Annotated in this window: 13 protein-coding genes; all 13 read left to right on the top strand. The window is 37.0% G+C overall.

The window, feature by feature from the left end; genetic code table 11:
- The 13 genes from gatB to ACYVLS_RS01845 all read left to right on the top strand — a co-directional run bounded on the left by gatB (nt 1) and on the right by ACYVLS_RS01845 (nt 17,609).
- A complete protein-coding gene (gene gatB / locus ACYVLS_RS01905) occupies nt 1-1,434 on the top strand; it encodes an Asp-tRNA(Asn)/Glu-tRNA(Gln) amidotransferase subunit GatB (RefSeq protein ID WP_460320620.1) in 1,434 nt (477 codons plus the stop codon).
- Nucleotides 1,435-1,461: 27 nt separating this feature from the next.
- Entirely contained in the window at nt 1,462-2,469 is a 1,008-nt protein-coding gene (locus ACYVLS_RS01900) for a diacylglycerol kinase family lipid kinase (RefSeq protein WP_460320618.1), read from the top strand.
- Nucleotides 2,470-2,557: 88 nt separating this feature from the next.
- Entirely contained in the window at nt 2,558-3,946 is a 1,389-nt protein-coding gene (rlmD, locus tag ACYVLS_RS01895) for a 23S rRNA (uracil(1939)-C(5))-methyltransferase RlmD (RefSeq protein WP_460320616.1), read from the top strand.
- A gap of 473 nt (nt 3,947-4,419) precedes the next feature.
- Nucleotides 4,420-6,783: a type I restriction-modification system subunit M gene (locus ACYVLS_RS01890; protein ID WP_460320613.1), complete on the top strand. Its 2,364-nt coding sequence runs from the start codon at nt 4,420-4,422 to the stop codon at nt 6,781-6,783.
- The gene (locus ACYVLS_RS01885) at nt 6,777-7,952 is read left to right on the top strand and encodes a restriction endonuclease subunit S (protein WP_460320610.1); all 1,176 of its coding nucleotides are present in this window, start codon (nt 6,777-6,779) and stop codon (nt 7,950-7,952) included. Before ACYVLS_RS01890 ends, ACYVLS_RS01885 begins: the two co-directional genes overlap by 7 nt.
- Nucleotides 7,949-11,038, top strand: coding sequence for a type I restriction endonuclease subunit R (locus ACYVLS_RS01880; RefSeq protein WP_460320606.1), 3,090 nt, complete (start codon nt 7,949-7,951; stop codon nt 11,036-11,038). Before ACYVLS_RS01885 ends, ACYVLS_RS01880 begins: the two co-directional genes overlap by 4 nt.
- Before the next feature lies 1 nt (nt 11,039).
- A complete protein-coding gene (locus ACYVLS_RS01875) occupies nt 11,040-11,747 on the top strand; it encodes a M48 family metallopeptidase (RefSeq protein ID WP_460320603.1) in 708 nt (235 codons plus the stop codon).
- 132 nt (nt 11,748-11,879) lie between these two features.
- Nucleotides 11,880-12,848 carry a toll/interleukin-1 receptor domain-containing protein gene (locus ACYVLS_RS01870; protein WP_460320600.1) on the top strand — a complete coding sequence of 323 codons (969 nt, stop codon included), beginning with the start codon at nt 11,880-11,882 and terminating at the stop codon, nt 12,846-12,848.
- 184 nt (nt 12,849-13,032) lie between these two features.
- A complete protein-coding gene (locus tag ACYVLS_RS01865; protein ID WP_460320598.1) occupies nt 13,033-13,755 on the top strand; it encodes a hypothetical protein in 723 nt (240 codons plus the stop codon).
- A 529-nt stretch (nt 13,756-14,284) separates the two neighbouring features.
- Nucleotides 14,285-14,587: a P-II family nitrogen regulator gene (locus ACYVLS_RS01860; protein ID WP_460320596.1), complete on the top strand. Its 303-nt coding sequence runs from the start codon at nt 14,285-14,287 to the stop codon at nt 14,585-14,587.
- A gap of 84 nt (nt 14,588-14,671) precedes the next feature.
- Nucleotides 14,672-16,165, top strand: a complete 1,494-nt coding sequence (locus tag ACYVLS_RS01855) for a DUF1538 domain-containing protein (protein WP_460320593.1) — start codon at nt 14,672-14,674, stop codon at nt 16,163-16,165.
- Nucleotides 16,158-16,820 carry a P-II family nitrogen regulator gene (locus tag ACYVLS_RS01850; RefSeq protein WP_460320591.1) on the top strand — a complete coding sequence of 221 codons (663 nt, stop codon included), beginning with the start codon at nt 16,158-16,160 and terminating at the stop codon, nt 16,818-16,820. Before ACYVLS_RS01855 ends, ACYVLS_RS01850 begins: the two co-directional genes overlap by 8 nt.
- Before the next feature lie 81 nt (nt 16,821-16,901).
- The gene (locus tag ACYVLS_RS01845) at nt 16,902-17,609 is read left to right on the top strand and encodes a potassium channel family protein (protein ID WP_460320589.1); all 708 of its coding nucleotides are present in this window, start codon (nt 16,902-16,904) and stop codon (nt 17,607-17,609) included.
- Nucleotides 17,610-17,920: the final 311 nt, after the last annotated feature.

Below are 17,920 nucleotides of genomic sequence, written 5' to 3'. Positions count from 1 at the left end.
ATGAATTTAGAACCAGTTATTGGCTTAGAAGTACACGTCGAACTGAAAACCGACTCTAAAATGTTTTCGCCGTCTCCAGCCCATTTTGGTGCGGAGCCAAACACCAACACAAACGTTATCGACTGGGGACACCCGGGTGTTCTTCCCGTTGTAAATAAGACAGCGATTGAATATGGAATGAAAGCAGCGCTGGCTTTGAACTGTAAGATTGCGAACCATACAAAGTTTGACCGCAAGAACTATTTTTATCCGGATAATCCAAAAGCTTACCAGATTTCCCAGTTCGATCAGCCCATCGGCTACGACGGTTGGATTGAAATAGAAGTGAACGGCGAAACGAAAAAAATCCGTATTGAGCGAGTCCACCTGGAAGAAGATGCCGGGAAAAACACTCACGGCGAAGACGGTTCGTCTTATGTGGATTTAAACCGTCAGGGAACACCTCTGATTGAGATTGTATCGGAAGCAGATATGCGTTCACCCGAAGAAGCCCATGCTTACCTGGAAACCATCAAACAACTGATTCAATTTACCAAAGTTTCAGATGTGAAAATGCAGGAAGGGTCTATGCGTTGCGATGCCAATATCTCTCTGCGTCCATATGGTCAAGAAGAGTTCGGGACAAAAGCGGAAATCAAGAACCTTAACTCATTCTCATATGTCAAAAAAGGACTGGAATATGAAATTAACCGTCAGGAAAAAGTTCTGATTGCAGGAGGCGCGCTTCAGCAGGAAACACGCCGTTATGATGAAGCAACTGGTGGAACGATTCTTATGAGAACGAAAGAAGGATCAAGTGATTACCGTTACTTCCCAGAACCGGATATTCCTAATCTTGAAATTAGTGACGAGTGGATTAATGAAGTGGCACGCTCACTTCCAGAAATGCCGAAAGAGCGTCAGGAACGTTACGTCAAAGAATACAGTTTACCCGAGTACGATGCGGTTGTCTTGACAGCGACTGTTGAGATGTCTGATTTCTTCCAGGATACTGTGTCACATAATGCGGATCCAAAACAGGCATCAAACTGGCTGATGGGAGAAGTGTCAGCTTACTTGAACAGCGAGCAGGTTGAGCTACACGATACGAAACTCACACCGAAGGCTCTTGCAGAAATGATTAACCTGATTGCAGACGGTACGATTTCTTCCAAGATTGCCAAAAAAGTCTTCAGAGAACTGATTACTAACGGCAGTGATGATGTAAAAGCGCTTGTCGAAGAAAAAGGCTGGGTACAGCTCAGTGATCCATCTAAACTGCTGCCAATGATTTCTGAAACGCTGGACAAAAACGAACAGTCCATTGAAGACTATAAAAACGGGAAAGACCGTGCACTCGGCTTCCTGGTCGGTCAAGTGATGAAACAGACGCGTGGTCAGGCTAACCCGGGAATGGTCAACAAACTGTTAAAAGAAGAACTCGATAAACGATAATAGGCACAAGATGGAGGAGGCAGGGATATGACCAGACGAGCGAGAATTATATACAACCCAACATCGGGTAGAGAAACTCTGAAACGCTCCATTCCTGATATATTAAATGTATATGAAGCAGAAGGGTATGAAACCAGTACCTACTGTACGACTCCTTCTCCTTTAAGTGCCCAAATAGAAGCGGACAGATGCACAAGAGAGGGATTTAATTTGATTGTCGCTGCAGGCGGTGACGGCACTATTAATGAAGTTATTAATGGTATTGCGCCTCATCGAGACAGACCAAAGCTTGCGATTATTCCGGCAGGGACAACGAATGACTATGCCCGTGCATTAAAAATTCCTCGAAATGATTTTGTTAAGGCCGCAGAGCTGATTCAAAATCATCAGTTTGTTAAAATGGATATCGGCAAAGTCAAAACAACGTCTCAAGAACGTTATTTTATGAATATTGGGGCAGCTGGTTTTTTAACAGAAGTCACTTATGATGTACCTGCAAATATGAAGTCTGTTTTTGGTTCGCTTGCCTATTTTGTCAAAGGTGCAGAACTGCTTCCTCAAATTGGTAAAGTTCCAGTTAGGATCACTTACGATTCGGGACACTATGAAGGAACGGCTTCCCTTATTTTTGTCGCGTTAACTAATTCGGTTGGTGGTTTTGAAAAAATTGCGCCAGATAAAAAACTGGGCGACGGAAAATTCACTTTGATTATAGTGAAAACGACTAATATAGCCGAAATCCTTCGACTGATTACTCAGATATTGAATGACGGCAGGCACATTCACCATCCTAAAATAATTTATACAAAGACCTCAAAAGTAGTTGCCGAAACGCTTAATCATAGTCAGTTAATGATTAACATAGACGGTGAATACGGCGGAGACGCCCCTGCGGAATTTACGATGTACAAGCAGCATATGGAAATTGTCGCAGACTTGAGGAATATGAATTTGTCCATTGACAGCCGCGATGCGATTACAGTTGAAAAGGAAAGTGAATTTATTGAAGGTGTGTCTCAATTAGAAGATGAATAAAGAATGCCAGCGCACAGAAATGGTCTGTGCGCTGTCTTTCTAGTAAGTGTATACTGGTAATAAATATGATAATTTAAGGAGACGTGTAATGACGAATAAACAAAATAAATCGACTGCACCTATAACAAAAAATGATGTAATCGAAGCAGCTGAAATAGTTGATTTAACCCATGAAGGCCTAGGCATAGCAAAAATCGAGGGCTATCCAGTGTTTATCGAAGGCGCTCTTATCGGAGAAACAGTCGACTTCAAAGTGATTAAAGAAGGTAAAACCTTTGGAGTCGGTAAATTGATGAAAATCGTCAAGGAAAGTTCGGACCGAGTTGAAATTAAAGATAAAGCGTATGCCCAGACTGGCACCATGCCTCTGCAGCATTTATCCTATGAAGCACAACTGGCTTTCAAAAAAAATCAGGTAGAAAATGTTCTGCAGAAGATTGCCAAACTGCCTAATGTTAAGGTAAATGAGACTATCGGAATGGACCACCCTTTTGGTTACCGAAACAAAGCACAAATTCCCGTCCGTAAACTGAAAGGAAAAATGGAAACAGGGGTCTTCAGAAAGAACAGCCACGACTTAATTCCAATGGAAGATTTCAAAATTCAGGATCCGGAAATTGACAAAGCTATTGTAGTGGTACGTGACATTATGCGTAAATACAGTGTCAAACCATATAATGAAAAAGAAAATACCGGAAATCTTCGTCATATTCTTGTTCGCCGTGGTTACCATACAGGTGAAATGATGATTGTTCTGGTTACTCGAACACCAAAACTTTTCCCACACAGTAAAATTGTTCCAGATATCCTTGAGGCTTTACCAGAAGTGGTTAGCATCGTTCAGAATGTGAACCCTAAAAAGACGAATGTCATTTTGGGACAGGAAGTTATTATACTGCACGGCGAAGACAAGTACCGTGACAAGCTACTCGGCCACACCTTTGAAATTTCTCACCGTTCATTCTTCCAGGTGAATACACCTCAAGCGGAGGTACTATACAGCAAAGTTCTGGAACTGGCTGAATTGACCGGAGAAGAAACGGTCATCGATGCTTACTGTGGAATCGGAACAATCACGTTAGCGTTGGCTGAAAAAGCCAAACAGGTTTATGGAATTGAATTAATTGAACCGGCAGTCGAAGACGCGAAACGCAATGCAGAACTCAACGGCATAGAAAATGTGACCTACCAGGCAGGCGCAGCAGAAGACGTGATGCTTGAGTGGAGCAAGGAAGACCGAAAAGCAGACCTTTTAGTTGTTGACCCGCCAAGAAAAGGACTCGATGGTCAATTTATCGATGCTGTACTGACCATGCAGCCGAAAAAAATGGTTTACGTCAGCTGCAACCCATCAACTCTAGCTCGCGACTTGGCTTTACTAGTTGAAGGCGGGTACTCTGTAAAAGAAGTTCAGCCAGTAGACATGTTCCCACAAACGAGTCATGTGGAATCTATCACACTATTGACAATGAAGTGATTAAAATAAACTTTATAGAAAATACATTCACTCAAGAAACGGAGTAGCTTAGCCTACTCTGCTTCTTGAGTTTTTTGTTTTGATCCATATAAATAATCAAATAATCTATTAACTATTATTGAAAATAAGTTATGAAACAGTAGGAGGGGGTTTCTATAGCATTAAAAACTAGTTCCGAAACTGTTAAGTTATGAAACTAGTTCTTCAATACATATTTGGAACAACATCAATAAAACAATTTAATTATAATGTGGACAACCGTTGCAACATTATAATTGAGCTTCACACTAGTTATTTCAGTAGTGATATTAATTCCTATATTAAATATAGTTGATGCTTGTTATAATTGGAACAGAACTTCTGTATTATGGATTGAACGTTTGATGACTTGTGGAATTAATGCAAGTTAGTATCTAGAGTAAATCTATACAGTAATGAGCTAAAAAGCGAATTATTCAAAAGGAGAATCACTAATGGCTATAAAGAAAAGTGAACTGTACAGTAGATTATGGGATAGTTGTAATGAGTTAAGAGGCGGGATGGATGCATCACAATATAAAGATTACATACTTGTTTTACTCTTTATGCGTTATGTCACGGATAAGTATTATGGTAAAGGTAATGCCCTAATTGAAGTTCCTCAGGGCGGAAGTTTCAATGATTTAGTTGCACTAAAGGGGGATAAAGAAATTGGTGACAAAACCAATAAGGTTATTAGAAAAATGGGTGATGCTAACGACTTAGTAGGGGTCATTACCGTTGCTGACTTTAATGATACAGATAAACTTGGCAAAGGTAAAGAAATGGTTGACCGCTTATCTAACCTAGTTGCAATATTCGAAGATCCTGAACTGGACTTTGGCGGAAATGGTGCTGAGGGAGACGATATTTTAGGTGATGCTTATGAGTATCTAATGAAGCACTTTGCCACAGAGTCAGGTAAGAGTAAAGGACAGTTCTATACACCTTCTGAAGTGTCTCGGATAATGGCAAAAGTTATTGGTATAGACAAAGCTAAAAGCCAGTCTCAGACAATATATGACCCGACATGTGGTAGTGGATCGTTATTGTTAAAAGCAGCTGATGAGGCTGAAAGAGGCGTTACTATATACGGTCAGGAAAAGGATAATGCGACGGTAGCCTTAGCTAAAATGAATATGATCCTTCATGGAAATGAAATTGCAGAGATTAAGCAGGGAGATACCCTTTCTTCTCCTGAATTTAAGGATAATGATGGGACTCTCAAGACATTTGATTTTGCGGTCGCCAATCCGCCTTTTTCGACGAAGTCATGGAGCAGTGGTATCGATCCGCAAAATGATGAATTTGACCGGTTCACCGGTTATGGTATTCCACCCGCAAAGAATGGGGACTATGCTTTCCTACTACACTTCATTAAGTCGCTGAAGAGCAAAAAAGGTAAAGGAGCAATCATCCTGCCTCATGGTGTGCTCTTTAGAGGGAATGCAGAAGCGGTTATACGAGAAAAAGTCATTAAAAAAGGTTATCTAAAAGGTATCATTGGATTACCTGCAAACTTGTTTTATGGTACGGGGATTCCTGCTGCTATTCTGGTAATTGATAAAGAAAATGCAGAAGCAAGAAAAGGTATATTTATGATAGATGCCAGCAAAGGTTTTATTAAAGACGGGAATAAAAACAGACTTCAGGAGCAGGATGTACACAAGATTATCGATGTATTTAATAATTATCATGAGAGACCTAAGTATTCAAGAATGGTCTCTGTAGAAGAAATTGAGAGCAATGAATACAATCTCAATATTCCAAGATACATCGATAATCAGGAAGAAGACGATATCCAAGATATATTTGCGCATTTAAAAGGTGGCATACCTGCAAGAGACATAGATGAGCTGCAGAAGTATTGGGACGTGTACCCTACCTTGAAAGAGACTTTATTTGAACCGAATGAAAGAGACGGCTATTACGATTTACAGGTAGTACAAGAACAAATAAATGACGTGATTTTTAACCATCCGGAGTTTATTCAATACTCTGAAGAAATTGATTTAGTTATTAACGGTTGGGCAAAGAGGCACAAAGATCGCTTTAAAAATATAGGTTCCAATGAAAATCCTAAAGAGTTGATAAGCGATATATCTGAAGATATTTTAGAATCTTTCTCTAAACGTACTTTGATTGATCAGTACGATATTTATCAGTACTTAATGAATTACTGGTTGACGGAAATGAAAGACGATGTCTATATGATTGTCGAAAATGGCTGGATAGCAGATAAGGACCTTGTACCAGAGGATGTAATTATAGACAAGTATTTTAATGAAGAAAAGACCGCTATAGAAAATTTTAATACTGAAAAAGAACAAATAACTGGACAGAAAGAAGAGTTCGAAGAAGAAAACAGTGGTGAAGAAGGTCTCCTGGAAGAAGTGAAGAATGACAAAGGAAACATTACTAAAGGCAATTTGAAGAAGCGTATCAAAGAAATTAAGAGTGATGCGGATTCTGTTGATGAACTAGAAGCTTTAGAAACGTATCTGCGATTACTGGATGAAGAATCGACAGCAAACAAAAATATTAAAGAAGCTACAAAGACATTGAGTAAAGAGGTTGATGTAAAATATAAGAAGTTGACAGAAGATGAAATAAAGGCTCTAGTAGTTGATATAAAATGGATTCCGTTTATTTCAGGAGAAGTCACTCAAGAGATGGATAAAGTTTCACATCGTTTGACAACAAGAATTAAAGAGCTTGCTGAAAGGTACGAAGAGACATTACCTCAACTTGAAGAACAAGTACAATTCTTTTCTGAGAAAGTTAATGAACACTTAGAGAGGATGGGAGTTGAATGGTAATAAAAAAAAATATTCCCAATAGCTATAAGTATACTGAAGCCGGAATTATACCCGGAAATTGGAATAGTATGAATGTGAAAGACTTGGTATCTTTCTCAGGGGGGGCTCAACCACCCAAAACTACATTTAGAAAAGAAAGAAAACCTGGATACATTAGGTTGATTCAGATTCGAGACTATAAAAATGATAATTATTTAACTTTTATCCCAGAAGTGCTTGCGAAAAAGAAATGTTCAACTGAAGATATAATGATTGGTAGGTACGGTCCACCAATATTTCAAATTTTAAGAGGAATAAGTGGTGCATACAATGTTGCTTTGATGAAAGCCACACCTAAAGAAAAAATAGAGAAAAAATATTTGTATTATTTCCTCAAGCAAGAATCATTGTTTAAATTCATAGAGCTATTATCTAGAAGAAGTTCTGGACAAACTGGTATAGATATTGTTGCGCTAAATAATTATCCTGTTGCTCTACCTCCTATAGAAGAACAAAAAGCCATAGCAGAGGTTCTTACGGACACTGATAATCTTATTCAATCACTTGAAAAACTGATTGATAAAAAGAAGAAGATAAAGAAAGGAGCAATGCAACAGCTTTTGACTGGCAAGAAGCGATTACCAGGATTTAATAGGGAATGGATAACTGAAAAGATTAAAAATATCGCAAGTATATCAACAGGTTCTAAAAATACTCAAGATAACAATCCCAATGGAGCTTATCCGTTTTTCGTGAGATCTTTAACAGTTGAAAGGATAGATTCATACTCATTTGAAGGAGAAGCAGTTCTAACAGCAGGGGATGGGGTTGGTACTGGTAAAGTTTTCCACTATATTGATGGTAAATTCGATTTTCACCAACGAGTTTATAAAATTAGTGATTTTAATAGTCAAGTTAATGGGTACTATTTCTATTTGTATTTTAGTTTTAATTTTTTGAATAGAATAATGGCTATGACAGCAAAGTCGTCTGTAGATTCGGTTCGTATGGAAATGATTGCAGATATGGAAATTCTTTTGCCAGAAATTTCAGAACAAAAAGCCATAGCAGAAGTCTTATCTGACATGGATGCAGAAATAAAAGTATTGGAAGAAAAGTTAGAAAAATACAAAAAAATTAAACAAGGCATGATGCAGGAACTCTTGACGGGGAGGATTCGGTTGATATGAATGGTGTAGGTCTAGTTGAAAGGAAAACGCAGGATAGGGTAATCAAGCTTTTTTCTAATACGCTTGATTACATCTGTCTTGGGAACTGGCATGATCGTGAAAATAATACTGCTGTCGAAGAAGAATATCTAAAAAAATATTTGAATAAGAAAGGCTACAGCAAGGAGCTTATTGATAGAGCAATAGATAAGCTGGTTAAAGCAGCTAAAACTCAGGTGGACAAGCTTTACTATGCTAATAAAGAGGTTTACTCACTTATCCGGTATGGTGCTCAAGTAAAAGAACACATAGGTGAAAATTATCAGACCGTATCATTTATCAATTTTGAAGATGTTTATGATAATGACTTCTATATTGCTGAAGAAGTATCTGTCGAGGGCGAGCATAAAAAGCGCCCCGACATTGTACTGTATGTAAATGGAATCGCTTTAGGAGTCATCGAATTAAAACGAAGTACCGTTTCTATCTCAGAAGGGATCCGACAGAACCTGGATAACCAAAACTCTACCTTCATAAGACCGTTTTTCAATACGATGCAGCTTCTTATGGCAGGTAATGATACAAGTGGTATGCGATATGGAACTATAGAAACAAAAGAAAAGTATTATCTCAGCTGGAAAGAAGACAGTAAAGCTGACGACGAATTATCAATGGAAATCGATGCTCTAATGAGCGGTGAAGACTATACCCTTGATAAGCAAATCATAGGCATGTGTCATAAGGAAAGACTGCTTGAAATCATTCATGACTTTATTGTTTTCGACAGAGGGGTAAAGAAGTTGTGCCGACCCAATCAGTATTTTGGCGTAAGAGCATCTGCTGATAAAGTGAAACAGCGTGAAGGTGGGATTATTTGGCATACCCAGGGGAGCGGAAAGAGCTTGACCATGGTATGGTTGGCCAAGTGGATAAGAGAGAATATAGCTAATTCCAGAATATTGATCATTACAGATCGGGACGAATTGGATAAACAGATCGAGAAAGTGTTTAAAGGTGTCGATGAAGAACTCTACCGTACTCAAAGTGGCAATGACCTTATAGAGAAGTTGAATGCTACAACGCCGCTTCTCCTGGGTTCCCTCATTCACAAATTCGGTAGAAAAGATGGTAATTTGAAAGAGTCTGACTATAATCAGTATATCGACGAACTGAAGAAGAACTTGCCAAAAGACTTCAAGGCGAAAGGAGATGTTTATGTCTTTGTCGATGAATGTCACCGGACACAATCTGGTAGACTCCATGAAGCCATGAAACTGATTCTGCCCAACGCCGTATTCATTGGATTTACAGGAACACCGCTACTTAAGAAAGATAAGCAGAAAAGCATAGAAGTCTTTGGTGGCTATATCCATACTTACAAATTTGATGAGGCAGTCAAAGACAACGTGGTCCTTGATCTCCAGTATGAAGCGAGAGACGTCGATCAGGAGATATCTTCTCAAGATAAAATTGACAAATGGTTTGAAGCAAAAACCAGAGGACTTACAGATTACGCCATTGTTAAACTTAAGCAAAGATGGGGAACGCTCCAGAAAGTACTTAGCTCTAAGTCACGACTGTCAAAAATCGTAACGGATATCATCTACGATATGGAGACCAAAGATCGCCTACAAAACGGCCAAGGCAATGCCATGCTTGTTGCCAGCAGTGTGTATGAAGCTTGCAAGTATTATGAGCTTTTCCAGTCAGAAGGATTTAAAAAGTGCGCTATTGTGACATCTTACTCACCAAACATATCAGATGTGAAAGGCGAAACGACAGGAGAAGATCAGGATACAGAAAATATAGAGAAGTATGAAATATATCAAGAGATGCTTAACGGAAAAAATCCGGAAGATTTCGAAGAAGAAATAAAGAAACAGTTTATTGATGAACCGGCCCAAATGAAGTTGCTTATTGTTGTAGATAAACTTCTTACAGGGTTTGACGCACCGCCTGCTACCTATCTCTATATAGATAAAAGCATGCGCGATCATGGTCTTTTCCAAGCCATATGCCGAGTGAATCGCTTAGACAGTGAAGATAAAGACTATGGCTATATTATCGATTATAAAGATTTGTTTAAAAGCTTGGAGCGGTCAGTAGAAGATTATACTTCTGAAGCTTTTGAAGATTATGACGAAGAAGATATTGATGGATTACTATCTAATCGATTAGACCACGCAAAGGAACGTCTGGAAACGGCCTACGAGAGTCTGGAAGCCCTCTGTGAGCCTGTAGCTCCACCTAAAGATACTTTGGCTTACATTAGATACTTCGTCGCTGAGGATACGTTAGAGAGCGAAGCAGTAAAAAACAATGAATCCAAACGACTGGCTTTGTATAAACACGTGACGGCATTTATTCGTGCTTATGCTAATATAGCCAATGATATGCATGAAGTAGGGTTTACTGATAAAGAAATCAGAGAAATAAGTGACGCTACAAAATATTATGACAACGTTAGACGTGAAGTCATGCATGCTGCCGGCGATTATATCGATCTAAAAAGCTATGAAGGTGGTATGCGCCATCTTATAGACTCATACATTTCAGCGAAAGACAGTGAGACAATCTCAGCCTTCGATGATATGTCACTTATTGATTTGATTGAAGTGAAAGGTGAGGAAGCCTTAGACTCTCTTCCAGAAGGCATCAAGGGTAATCAAGAAGCTGTTGCAGAAACAATTGAAAATAATGTACGGAAGTTGATCACCGATGAAACACCGACTAACCCAAAGTATTATGAGAAGATGTCGGTACTTTTAGATGAAATCATACGTTTAAGAAAAGAACAAGTGATTAGTTATAAGGAATACCTGCAAGAAGTCATTGCATTAAGCAAGAAGGCAAAAGATCCAGCACAATCTGAGAGCTATCCGAAAACTATTAACTCAAGCGGCAAGAGAGCCCTGTACGATAATCTAGATCAAGAAGAGGACGTTGTTATGGCGTTGGATAAAGACTTGCAATTGAACATTCCTGATGGATGGAGAGGGAATAAGATAAAAGAACGCAGAGTGAAAAATGTTGTAGTGAAGTATTTAGATGCTGAAGAACATTTGGATGTCGTCATGGAAATAATAAAGAATCAAGGTGAATATTAGAGTGAATGCCCTAAATATAAACGGCATAGAGATTGAATTCTATAGAAAAGATATCAAAAACGTCCACCTTTCAGTTCATCCGCCTGCTGGAAGAGTGAGACTGGCTGTTCCAGAGGACATGGATGAAGAAGCGATAAGACTTTTTGTTATATCAAAAATTGCCTGGATAAAGAAACAGAGAAAGCAGTTTAAGCTGCAAGATAGGCAAAGTGTGAGAGAATTTGTTTCAGGAGAAAGCCATTATTTCTTAGGAAGTCGCTACTTAATGAACGTTATAGAATCTCCTGAGAAACAACGAGTTGAACTACGGAACAAGAAGTACATGGATTTGTATGTCAGACCAGATAGTACTAGAGAGCAGCGGGAAAAGGTTGTTAATGAGTGGTATCGAACAGAGCTCAAGCAAATGGTTCCTGAGTATATTGAAAAATGGGAATCGATTATGGGCGTTACCGTAGAAGACTGGGGCATTAAGCTCATGAGAACAAAGTGGGGCACATGTAACGAAAGTGTCAGACGTATCTGGTTGAACCTGGAACTAGCTAAAAAGAATCCACGCTGCTTAGAGTACATCATCGTCCATGAAATGGTGCATTTTCTTGAAAGGAAACATAACGAGCGCTTCAAAGCCTACATGGACCAATACTTACCTAATTGGCGGGGAATACGAGCAGAGCTTAATGAATTGATATTTGATAGGAGCTTGTAAAAAAGCTCCTATCTGTTTCGGATGTTGATTTTAAAGGAGTACATTAAAGTGAAGTTTTAAGTAAATTTATTTTGTTAGTATCTTCTGAAAGAGACTATCTGTGAATACTAATATATTGAAAGGAAACGAAATATGAATAAAAACATATTTATATCCTATGCGTGGGAAGAAGATAAAGATGAAGACTCGAAAGTTAAAGATTTTGCTCAATGGCTAGCAGTTTACTTGAAAAAATGGGGTTTTACTGTTTCTTTAGATATTTTTGAAAATCGTCCAGGAACAAATCTCGAGAAGTATATGCAGGAAGGCATAAATAGTTCTCGTTATCTTATTTGCATATGCACAGAGACTTATGTTAAGAAGATGGAGAATGAAGGGACTGGAGTTAATAAAGAAATTAATTTGTTGAAGAAAATGGCTCAGAGTCCTTTTGTAATACCAGTTATAGAAAATGGGAACTTTCAGAATTTACCTGAAATTTTTAAAGAGGATTATGTTTCGAAATTAGTATTTAAAAATCCATTTTCATCAAAGAATGAAATAGGTATGACTGAGTTAATTAAAACCCTTAGAGAAGAATCGATTACGTTAAATCAAGTAAAACCTGAAACTAGTGTGGAGAAGTACTTTGATTATACAGAACGTATTAATTTTAAAGATAAGATAACAAAGCTGATGCATTATGAAGTTAAGACTGAGGGTACTGTTAGTTTTAGGTATTTACTTAATGGTGGAGATTTTAATATAGGAATTCCACCCATGGATTTTGTAACTAATTGGTCAACAGCTGGCGCAGATACTATATGGTCGTATAAGAAAGTATCTACTCTTATGAGCATGCCTAATTTTAATGACTTTGAGCAGATAAAGACACCAGATGATTTAAACCTTGATAACATGACGTCTATAGAATGGGCAGTCAAACTTAAGATAGGCGATGGACTTGTTTGGATTAACCAAGAAAATATTGTAGCTGTGGGAAAAGTTGTAAAAATAAATTTAGATAGAGAACATGAGTTAAATAGTACAGTCACTATCAAATACAAAATCTTAAATCCGATTGAATTAACTGACGAGTTTGTTTCAGAAGTAAATATGTAATTTTATTATTACAATTCAAGGATATAAAAACACGGTAAGTACTACTTCTATTTTTACAGTGTATGCACTATCATCTCAAGAATTATTAAGAAGGTAGTTTATTAGTCAATGTAAAGAAGTATTAGAGTAGAAACTTGTTAAATAAAAGCTTATCATAATTCGTGGTTTAGTTTAAGGAGAAGACATGAAGGTGAATATTACTAAGCATAAAGAAGAATATGTAATAAATAAAGATGGAGAGCAATTGGCTAAAGTTAAGACATATAGAAATCCTTATCATTTGAATAACTGTTATGTCGATTTCGATTTGTATAGTGTGGAAAGAATCGATGAAAGGAATATTTTTAAGATGATTTCTGAGGAAGAGAAAAGTCCGCTGCAAGTTATGTTATCTTCTCTTGAAACGCAGAAAGCTAATTTTTTAGCGTCTCAGGGATTTATTAAAGTTAGAATGTGCCATGAGATGGAAGTAAATAAAAAGGATTTGTTATCTGGTTTACCTTCTCGAAAAAGCAAAATTTTCAAAGCAAATCGGGATCAAAGTGCATATAATGAATGTAGTAACCTATTATTTAATTACTATAAGGAGACTCACGAAACGATAAATCCTTTGACAGCTACTTTCGATACATTTATAAAGGATATGACTACTGAGGTTTTCTATGCTAAAAGTAATGATAATATTCAACACGTCGCTTTTATAGAAGATAATGAAATTGCTTATATATGCTCAAGAGATGAAATAACATTTGATAGCTTTGCATTGTCTGTTATTGATGAATTACTCGTGGCTAATCAGTCGATTATTTTCGAGGCAGATAACGTAGATTGGGCTGACATGCGTCTGAAAAATCTTTTTCAGACAGATTCAAATGAAACATTCGATACCTGGGTATATAAGAAATAGACGGTCGCAAATGTAAAATTATTGACTTTGCTATGCACCATTTTATTATTTGTCGATGATTTCCCGCAAGCGTAGGTTTGCACTGGATAAGTTCCTTTAAACGATGATCAATTAAAAAGGAGAAATAGAAGACTTCCTTTGGCAGTTATCATTAATTACTAAAACCTGTTTAGGTTATAGTAGAATTTATTTTAAACGATACATGTATTTAAATAGGTGAATATTATATGTACTATGGCAAGTACTACTTCTATTTTTGATTTGTACGTACTATCATCTCCACACACATCGAGAGTGTAGTGAAGCTGTCATTAAAATAAGTAAGTATGTTTTATAGTCATGTTCAGATACCAGAGTTTCTATTCAAAGAGAAGTTCTGGTATTTAGAATATAACTAATAACTGTAATCAATTGAGCATTTATGTAGTGTTTAATGTGGAGGCCATAAGAAACGTTGGATAGATTAGAAGAACTGAGAGGGTAAAATCAATACATTATAAATAAAGAGTCAGGAGAGGAGAAGGACTAAATGTACCAAATGATTATTACTATTGTAGATCGAGGAAAAGCAGAAGATGTCATAGATGCTGCCAAATTGGCTGGTTCAAAAGGTGGAACAATTATCAATGCAAGAGGAGCAGGTATTCACGAAACCAATAAAATTTTCAATATGGAGATTGAGCCAGAAAAAGAAATGGTTTATATTCTGTCTAATTCTGATTCCACTGAATCAATTGTATCATCAATAAGAGAAGAAGTAGAAATTGATAAACCTGGTAAGGGAGTTATCTTTGTTCAAAACATCAATGAAGTATATGGTATGCTTGAATAGTTAGTGATTTCTAATGAGCATGGCTATAGAATAACTTAATTATAAAAAAGTCACTGTATTAAAATTTAAGAAAGGATGACTGTGTTGAATATTGCTAACTCCAAACTAAAGGAAGTATTATTCGCTGTTTTGCCAATTATATTCTTAGTGTTTTTATTAAATTTCACCATAGTTCCAATGGATTCTATCTATATTACTCGATTCGTTATTGGTGCTTTATTCGTCATAGTGGGTTTAACTATTTTTCTTCTGGGAGTTGACCTTGGTATTACTCCATTAGGAAATTATACAGGGAAGTCATTAGCTAAGACGAATAAGTTGTGGATTGTACTGATAGCAGGCGCTATCCTTGGTTTCTTTATATCTATTGCAGAACCGGGATTACTGGTGCTCGCCAATCAAGTTGAAAGTGTTACATCTGGCCAAATAGCTTCAACAAATATTTTAATTGTAGTCTCTTTAGGGTTAGCTCTTATGCTAGCATTAGGGTTCCTTAGAATATTTTATAATATACCATTGTTTAAAATACTTATGGCGTTGTACTTAACTATTTTCATTTTAGCTATATTTGCGTCTCGTGAATTTCTGGCTATTGCGTTTGATGCTTCTGGATCTACAACAGGAATACTAGCGGTTCCCTTTATATTGTCTCTCTCTGTAGGTATCTCTAAACTGAAAAAGGATACGAAAGCTTCAGAAAAAGACAGTTTCGGTTTGATCGCTATAGCATCTACAGGAGCCATCATATCCGTTTTAATTCTCGAGATAGTATCTAATTCAGAGCCGTTATCAGCTGGGATTGAGACGGAAGTGATTGAAACACAAACTATCCTTCAGCCTTTTATAGAGATGACACCAACATATATACTGGAAAGCTTTATAGCCATTCTCCCAGTATTAATGATTTTGCTGATTCTCCAGAAACTAGTCTTTAAATTGAAGAAAAAAGAGTTTCGTAAATTACTCACAGGGTTTCTTTATTCTTTTATCGGATTATTAATCTTTTTGGTAGGAGTCAATGCTGGATTCATGGATGTGGGTACTGCTATTGGGAATGATTTAGCATTACTTGATAACAAAGTCTATATACTCATAATTGGGTTTATTTTAGGTGTGGCGACTATTTTAGCTGAGCCGGCTGTTCACGTACTGACTCAGCAAATTGAAGATGTCACGAGTGGTTATGTCAAACGGCCTGCTGTTTTAGTTTCATTGTCAGCTGGTGTAGGAGGAGCCGTTTTACTGTCGGTCATTCGTATATTAGTTCCTTCTATTCAATTGTGGCATTACTTATTACCAGGTTATTTAATAAGCTTAGGGCTAATGTTTTTTACACCAAAACTGTTTGTGGGAATTGCCTTTGATGCCGGTGGAGTGGCAACAGGTCCAATGACTGCAACATTTATCCTGGCATTTATTCAAGGAGCAGCGGGTGCATTTGAAGGTGCTGATGTCATTATTGACGGATTCGGAATGATTGCCATGGCAGCGATGATGCCCATAATTACTTTACAGATGCTAGGTTTGATTTTCTCAATTAGATCAAAAAGAAAAGGGGATGTAGAAACAGATGAGTAGTCTAGATGGTGTTAAAATATACGATTTAATTTATGTCATAGTGAATCATGGCATAGGTACAAAGGTTCTGCGTCAGGCTAAGAAATATGGTGTTTCCGGTGGAACGATTCTCTTAGGGAGAGGCACAATCATTAATCCTTTTTTAAACTTTTTATCCTTGTATGATGAAAAAAAAGAAGTAGTCTTAATGATTGCCAATCGTGAGGTTGCTGAAAATACCTTAGATAAATTAAGCAAGCAATTTAAATTCGATAAACCCCATCATGGTATTGCGTTCACTACGAGTACAGTTGAAGTTATAGGCTCTCGGTCAAGTATCCTCAAGGAAGACAAAAGCCAAGTGGTTGATCAGCCGCTCTATCAAATTATTGTGACGATTGTCGATAGAGGAAAGGCAGACGATGTTGTAGAGGCTGCAAAGAGTGCAGGCTCAAGAGGAGGTACCATCATTAATGCAAGAGGTTCTGGTGTGAATGAAACAACTAAAGTTTTTGATATGGAAATAGAACCTGAAAAAGAGATGGTAATCATTTTAGCCAAAAATGATACCACAGAATCTATCATATCGTCCATCAGAGAAAAGCTTGAAATAAATAAACCGGGTAATGGTATTATATACACCCAAGATGCACTGAGTGTATATGGTGTTTACTAGTTAATTTCGATAGTAGTAAGGAAGCTATTTATACTGTACGAGTGTTCTGATATAGTTATCAATTTAGGAGGTAATAGCAATATGTATTCTAAAAACCACCCCAACAAATACATTATCTGTGGTTATGGTAAATTAGGAAAAAGCATTGCCGCTGAATTAAAAATCCATGATCAGGAATATGTTTTTGTTGAAAAACACGAAAAGAAATGCAAGCAATTAAAAAGTCTGAATGAACCTCATGTTTGTGGTAATGCTAAAAATGTTGACACGTTGATGAAAGCCGGTATAAAAAAATCTCAAGGGATTGTTATTACCTTTTCAGATAATAGTGAAGTACTTTATACCGTTTTTTCGGTAAAAGAATTAGATTCATCCCTAGATATTGTATGTGGGGCATCAGGAAAAGAAGCATATAGAAACTTAAAGAAAGCTGGAGTAAAAAAAGTTCTAATGATGGACAGATTAATCTCGGACCGGATGTTAGCACATATAGAGAAGCCATCGCTATCTCATTCTTTGGATCTGTTGACTAAGAATGATCAAGAGCAACTAGTTGTGGAAGAATTTACTATTGATGATCGTTCCGAATTTATTAATACGGACTTTGATAGTATTAAGGAATTAGTAACCTCTAAGGCAATCATTCTAGGAATGCTTCGAGCTGGCACTGATGAATATATTTTTAATCCAAAAGCTGATACCAAAGTATGTAAAGGGGATACTTTAACTATCATGGGATATTTAAGTGAACTTGAAGAAGTAAAAAAAGTATTAGGTAGTGAAAAATAATTTTCTCGAACAAGAAAAGAGTTTGTATAAAAAATCATTTGGAGATTTTTTCACTGTAACTACTATTATCTCAACACATGTGGAGAGCGAGACATTGTTAACACGTTCTGTCGTCTAGTACTTTTTTAGGACACTCCATTGAGTTACAGAGTATTTTTTAGAAAATTTACGTACCACTCAATACCCTGAATAATTCATAGCTCTATAATTTAAGCTGGTTTCTTGAATAAATTAATCGTTCTTGGAAAAATTGGGAATTTTTCTACAAAATAGTGCGTTCTCGAAGTAGATTTTAACTAAATGAACCTTCT

It is taken from the genome of Alkalibacterium psychrotolerans (assembly GCF_054784355.1).
The sequence above is the reverse complement of the archived record's forward strand: the minus strand, read 5'-3'. Positions and strand labels throughout refer to the sequence as shown.